The sequence below is a fragment of the Wolbachia endosymbiont of Mansonella perstans genome, assembly GCF_020278605.1.
Taxonomy (GTDB): Bacteria; Pseudomonadota; Alphaproteobacteria; order Rickettsiales; family Anaplasmataceae; genus Wolbachia.
Map to the genome: position 1 here is coordinate 1 of NZ_JACZHU010000063.1, position 6,336 is coordinate 6,336.

The window sequence follows — 6,336 nt, forward strand, 5'->3', positions numbered from 1 at the left end:
AATCTTTATAACTGCTTTACTTCCATGTATTTGCAACTCTATAACATCTTCACCGGTAAAGCTGTTTGGAGCAGGAAAATAAATGACTATTCCATTGTCGATTAATTGACCTGAATCATCATATAGATCAACTAAAGTGGCAAACCTAGGTTTGATGTCTTTTGTAATATGAAAATGATTTAAAGCCTTAAGCGCGCGACTACCTGAAATCCTGATTATTGCAACCCCTGACTTACCAAATACGGTTGATAAAGCGAAAATAGTTTCACCTGTGCTCGTCATACATAAGCTAGTTTATTTCTCAACAATGCTACACTTAAGAAACCAAAATACCTAATTTGAAAGCGCTCAAAATTTTCATTCATTTTACTAATTTGTATTAACACAGCACTACTGTGTTAATAAATTAAGATATCTATGAATATATTAGATAAAAAAAGTTACAAAAGTCACTTATTGGCTAGTATTGACTTAATATTTATTATAGAATTGATTACTAACTAAATAATCTTGCTTATGCGTAAAATACTAATTTTATTGTTGATAATATTGCCAATTAAGTTGCTTGCGGTTGAAATTGAAATTATTGCAGATGTAAATGGTGAACCAATTTCAAATTTAGATGTTGAAAAACGCGTTAATCTGATAAATTCACTGTTTCACACTCAAAATGGAAAGGAACTAAGGCTTCAAATTCTGAGGCAGCTAATAGACGAAATTATCATTATCAATGAGACGCAAAGGTTAAATATAAAATTAAGTGATGAAGAGTTAAATGATGCCGTCGTGTCATTTCTAACGCAAAGCTTTAAAATTAAGGATGATGAGATTGATCAATATATAAAAGAACATAATATAGACCTTAGCATCTTAAAAAAACAAATAAAATGTCAGCTTTTGTATGGCAAAATTGTTGAAATGAGAATCGTGCCGTTTATCAATATAAGCGATAAGGAAGTAAACGATGCAAAAGGGCAAATAGAGAAGCCAGATTATCTGATCACATTCCAAGAGTTCATAGTTCCTAGCCAAGAAGGCGAGAATATTTATAGTATAGCTGAAGATTTGGCGAAAAAATTACGCAATAGTAATAACGACTTTATTCCAGAACCTCCAATAAAGATGCGTAAAGCAACAGTTAACTTGAATCAATTGAAAGGCAACCTCAAGAGTGCTTTAGAAGGACTAGAAACTGGTGACATAGCAGGTCCAGTAAGTCTTAGCAAAGGTTACTCCATTGTAAAAGTAACAGATAAAGTACAACTCAATCATGCACTACTGGAAAGCACTTTAAAATTAAAACAGGTAGTAGTTAAAAGCTCTGAAAGTTCATTAGATGATCTCAAAGAGCAGAAAGTCAATTGTTTAAATTTTGATAAATTGGCAGATAATCTTAAGTTGCCAAGTGCAAAAGAATTTGAAATAAGGATGCGGGATTTAAACCCTGATTTACAGGCCTTATTTAGTAAAACAGGGATGAATGAAATAGTAGAATTCAGGGAAAATAGCACCGCCAGGTTAATGATGTTGTGCGATATCAAAAGCAATACTGCAGACACAAAAGCTATTAAACATCAGATATACCAACAAAAGATTATGATACAAAGCAACTTGCTACTGAATGATATGCGTAAAAATACAGCTGTCAGTTATCGATATAGTTAACTGAAACTAGAACTTTCGAGCGGATATATCATTAGATCCTTGCATAACCAGTTTATGGTGAGGAATTTTTAGGAGAAACGCAGATGAATACTGCAAAATGCTTGAAGTATCTGAAGAGCGTAAGCAAGTTTTGACGCAGAAATTACCATCAGAAGGTAGGCTATGCAAGAGATCTATTTTGCAAGTACACAGTTTTGCCGGATACAATAGTACGCACTACGTATCCTTTTGCCTTACACCCATCAAAAGGAGAATTTTTTGATTTACTAGCAAAATTGTCAATTTTTATTTCCCATTCGTAATTTAGGTCAACCAAAATTAAGTCTGCATCAAGGTTTTTTTGTATACGACCGCGTGGCACGTGTATTATATCCGCAGGTTTGCATGTCAATTTTGCAAATACATCAAACAGGCTCATTTGTCCACTGTGGTAAAGTTCAAGTGAAAGAGGCAGCATTGTCTCAAGACCTACGATACCAAATGCAGCGTTCTCAAGTGGCAGATCTTTGGAACTATGATCATGTGGTGCGTGATCAGTTGCAATGCAATCAATCACACCTGTTTTTAAACCTTCAATCATAGCTAATCGATCTTCTTTGGTGCGAAGTGGCGGATTCACTTTTGCAACTGCTCCATGTTGTTTTACTATGTCCTCAGTTAAAGTGAAGTGATGAGGTGTTACTTCGCATGTAACATTCAGTCCTAAGTCTTTTGCACGCTTAATAGCGTCAAGTGAATCTTTTGCAGAAACGTGTAAAATGTGATAGTGCACGTTTTCCATATCTTTCATGAGCAGTATATCGCGACTTACCATGACCGATTCTGATGCACTTAAAATTCCCCTTATTCCCAATTCCTCAGAAATCTTACCTTCATTGATTGCACCGCCTGCTGATAAATTTAAATCTTCCGCATGCTGAGCAATCGGAACACCCAGCATACTTGAATAAAGTAGCGCCTGTCTCATAATCATTGGATTCATAACTGGCATACCATCATCAGTAAACCCAACTGCACCTGCTTCCTTTAAAAGTGCCATTTCAGTCAACTTTTCTTCTGGAGTGGTGATTTTAGCGTAAAATTCAACGTTTACATATGAAGTTTCAAGCGCTCTATATTTCAAATACTTAGTCAAAACAACGCTATCAATTGCTGGAGCAGTGTTAGGCTGACAAACTACAGTAGTAACGCCTCCTGCAGCTGCAGATTTGCTACCTGTATGTATAGTTTCCTTATGCTCCTGACCTGGTTCACGAAAATGAGCGTGAATGTCAATAAGGCCTGGCATGAGAATAAGTCCTTCACAGTCTATTGTCTCATCAATCCCACTTGGAACTCCATTTGAAAATAACGACTCACTAAAATCAACGATTTTATTGCCTTCAGTTAGCAGTGAACCTTTTATATCGAGTTTAGTTTCTGGGTCGATAATTCGGGCATTTGTATATGCAATTTTGTAGCCCTCTCTCTGCCCTGTTTGCAATAAATTCCAAGTTTTAGTCATCAAATTGCAGTGTTGATTATGAAATAAATCTAAAGTTTTTTTTTATAAAAAACAACCAAATTAAAATGCAAACTACGTAGCTAAAGATTTCGGGTTACCTTAATTCAGATCATGAGGTGTTACAAGTTATGTAACACCTTTACAATGAAGAGTGTTATAGATTCGCTAACAATTTATTATTTTGCCAATCTACTTGTAAGTCATTCAATTTATCGCCTGCACCAAGTTTTGCACTTGGTGTATTTGATTCTAGGCTATTAGGTTTTGCACCCGTTGTATCTAACAAGCCCTTTTGCTTTTCCCTTTCACTCTTAATTCCCTGGTAGATGCAGAAGCCAATAAAACTAATCGCTGCTATAGCAACAACGCTGGCTACGACGCAACAAGTCAGCATTATTTTTTCTTGATCTACTACTGTGTCTGTAAGTTTTTCTACTTTTTCCTCTACATATGCGAGTCTTTCTTGCAGGCTGTTTAAGTGCTCTTGCATACTTTGAATCTGCTCAGAGTTGAATTGCTGACCTTTTTGCAATTCTTTTAACATACTAAATGCGATTTGGATCTGCTCAGTGTTGAACTGCTGACCTTTTTGCAATTCTTTTAACACACTAAATGCCCTTTGAAACTGCTCAGCATCCGTCTTTTGAAGTTTTTCTAGTACCTCTATTGTCGATTCATTAGAACCGAAAAAAAAATCATGAAGCCAATTTGTTGACATTTTTAATCCCTAATTAATTAATATATTATAATTTTACATTCTCAATGGTTAAGTTATTATTAAATTAGCTGCTTATAAAATGTAAAGATCCTTACACCAGGAAACTCATTATGGCCAACTCTTTGATCATAGATTTTCTGTTCCTGAGCAAGGTACTCACCTCCATTTTTAATAAAGTCAACATCACATAATTGAAACATGCTGTCTAATTCACGACTAAAAGTGAGCTGGGCAATATTTTGCTCAAAGAAATAAGATTTATCAAGCTTAGAATATAGTACTGCACACATCGTATTTTTATTAGGTCTAGCTTGGATTAGTTCCTTAATCTTTTCTTTACCTAACTTTTCTTCAAATTTTGCCTTTATTCCATTCTGGTTGAGTATATTCTGCTTATACTTATCACAGATTTTTTTCAATATAAGTGAATTTATAACAGCAATTATGTCATTACCATTTTTATTCGCTAAAATTCCATCAGGAATTATTACGTCACTTCCTATACCTTTTTACTCACCATCCCTACAATAAAGTTTTTTCCTATGCTCTTTGTACTTATCGTTACTAATGCTATCGAGAGCATCAAAATCCATATAAATTACTCATTCTTCCATTTGAGATCCCTTTTGCTCACATAGCATACAATAAGCTGCAATATACCGGAAGGTATCAATCTCAATTGCAAAGTGCGTTCTTTCCCCTCGGGTTCTTTGCTATACGTGTCATGAAAACAATCTTAAATGCTTATATCCTTTCCACTCTTGATCAATTTCTTTCTAACAAGGGCCATATTTATGGTCATGTAGATCTACGATATGTATTTCACCAATCCCTTTAAAATTATCCCTAAGTTCCCCTGGCAACGTTTTTCCAATGTCTTTTGGAATCCATGTTACAATGATTGGTGCTGTGTTGAGTAAAGTCTTTATTTTCTTATCTATACTTATAAACCTTTAATAAAAATCACTATACTTTATAATATGTTAAAATTATTAACAATTATTGAATATTCAGGAAAAACAATAGGGAGAGAGTCTAAAATAAATATTTTTTGTGTTGTATTATTAAATCATATTAATTAAACAATATTTTTATACGTAACACGTGTACCTTATAAATTTTTGCACATACTGCGAGTAATGAAGTTTGAAACAAATATTTTTATGTTATATACTAAATTATATTAATAAAGATTAGTTGAGTAGGAGCAACCGATGGTGCAACAAGAAATGGTAACAATTAATGCAGAATTACGTGATGTAACAAAAACAAAAGCGATGTATTCTCTAAGAAAGAAAGGATATATCCCTGCAGTTATATACGGTAAAGGACATGGTAATGTAAATTTAACATTGTCCGCAAAGGAATTCACGAAACAATATAAATCAGGTTCCCTTTCTGCACATGTTATAGAATTGAATATTTCAGGTAAAAAAGAATATGCTCTTGTTCGTGATATTCAATGGCATGTGGTAAAGGATACTGTACAACATGTCGATTTTCAATTTGTTGACAAAGACAGTGAAGTTAAAATAGACATACCTTTATCATTTATAAATGAAAGCAAATCTCCAGGAATCAAGCTAGGTGGAGTGCTTAATGTTTTATGTCGTTCTATTACTGTTAAATGCTCTCCTGACAAAATACCTCAGACTATAGAAGTTGACCTATCTGGTAAAATGATCGGCCAGTCTATACACATAAATGATGTGAAATTGCCAGAAGGTGTTAAACTTGCAGCACATGAGGAAGAAAACTTCACTGTTGTTACAATTTCTGCTGCCGATAGTAACATTGAAGAACTTCAAGCAAAGACAGAGGAATAGTGTATCTGCTAGTTGGGCTTGGTAATCCAGGTAACCAATATGAGCTCACTTATCACAATGTTGGCTTCATCATTGTTGATGCAATTTGCAAATGTTGGAGTTTTCAGCCGTTCTCTAAAAAAGCTGATTACCTGATAACCTCTGGCATAATTAATGAAAGTAAAGCTATGTTGCTAAAGCCTTATTCATTTATGAATAACTCAGGTATCTCTGTTGCAAAAATACGAAACTTTTATAAATTTTCGCTAGATAATATCATTATTATACATGATGATGCTGATCTGGAGCTTGGAAGAATAAAAATAAAGAAGGGTGGCAGCTCTGCTGGACATAATGGACTTAAATCCATAGATAGTTTTATTGGTAATGATTATTGGCGCCTGAGATTCGGAATAGGAAGGCCCAATGATCAAAGAGAGCTAGCAGATTATGTATTGTCCAAATTCGCAAATTTTAACAGCGCCGCCCATTTAGTAGAAAAAATAGCAAAAAACATACGCTTCATGCTGCAAGAAGATAATACAGCTTTTATTAGATCTCTTGAATAACCAATCTATGGTTACAGCTATACAAACATTGTGCTACTAGGAGAATGTCATGACAGTGCTTGATACTGGCATCCA

General features: G+C 34.3%; 6 protein-coding genes and 1 pseudogene. 3 read left to right on the forward strand and 4 right to left on the reverse strand.

Features of this window, described 5'->3' with window-relative positions; genetic code table 11:
* Nucleotides 1–282, reverse strand: a pseudogene (locus tag IHO13_RS04045) (tRNA uridine-5-carboxymethylaminomethyl(34) synthesis GTPase MnmE); the annotation flags it as partial.
* Between the two features lie 234 nt (nucleotides 283–516).
* On the opposite strand from IHO13_RS04045, the gene IHO13_RS04050 reads away from it, so the two are divergent.
* Nucleotides 517–1,665, forward strand: a complete 1,149-nt coding sequence (locus IHO13_RS04050) for a SurA N-terminal domain-containing protein (RefSeq protein ID WP_225538389.1) — start codon at nucleotides 517–519, stop codon at nucleotides 1,663–1,665.
* A 160-nt stretch (nucleotides 1,666–1,825) separates the two neighbouring features.
* Here IHO13_RS04050 and IHO13_RS04055 read toward each other — a convergent pair whose 3' ends face one another.
* The 3 genes from IHO13_RS04055 to IHO13_RS04065 all read right to left on the reverse strand — a co-directional run bounded on the left by IHO13_RS04055 (nucleotide 1,826) and on the right by IHO13_RS04065 (nucleotide 4,306).
* The gene (locus tag IHO13_RS04055) at nucleotides 1,826–3,169 is read right to left on the reverse strand and encodes a dihydroorotase (protein ID WP_225538390.1); all 1,344 of its coding nucleotides are present in this window, start codon (nucleotides 3,167–3,169) and stop codon (nucleotides 1,826–1,828) included.
* A gap of 154 nt (nucleotides 3,170–3,323) precedes the next feature.
* Nucleotides 3,324–3,887 (reverse strand): hypothetical protein, encoded by a 564-nt coding sequence (locus tag IHO13_RS04060; RefSeq protein WP_225538391.1) that lies wholly within the window; start codon nucleotides 3,885–3,887, stop codon nucleotides 3,324–3,326.
* A 59-nt stretch (nucleotides 3,888–3,946) separates the two neighbouring features.
* The gene (locus IHO13_RS04065) at nucleotides 3,947–4,306 is read right to left on the reverse strand and encodes a hypothetical protein (protein ID WP_225538392.1); all 360 of its coding nucleotides are present in this window, start codon (nucleotides 4,304–4,306) and stop codon (nucleotides 3,947–3,949) included.
* A gap of 795 nt (nucleotides 4,307–5,101) precedes the next feature.
* Between IHO13_RS04065 and IHO13_RS04070 the strand changes: the two genes are divergently transcribed.
* Together IHO13_RS04070 and pth are read left to right on the forward strand one after the other, a co-directional pair.
* On the forward strand, nucleotides 5,102–5,713 hold the full coding sequence (locus tag IHO13_RS04070) for a 50S ribosomal protein L25/general stress protein Ctc (RefSeq protein ID WP_225538393.1): 612 nt from the start codon (nucleotides 5,102–5,104) through the stop codon (nucleotides 5,711–5,713).
* Nucleotides 5,713–6,261 (forward strand): aminoacyl-tRNA hydrolase, encoded by a 549-nt coding sequence (gene pth, locus IHO13_RS04075; protein WP_225538394.1) that lies wholly within the window; start codon nucleotides 5,713–5,715, stop codon nucleotides 6,259–6,261. The genes IHO13_RS04070 and pth overlap by 1 nt, the downstream gene beginning before the upstream one ends.
* Nucleotides 6,262–6,336 lie beyond the last annotated feature (75 nt).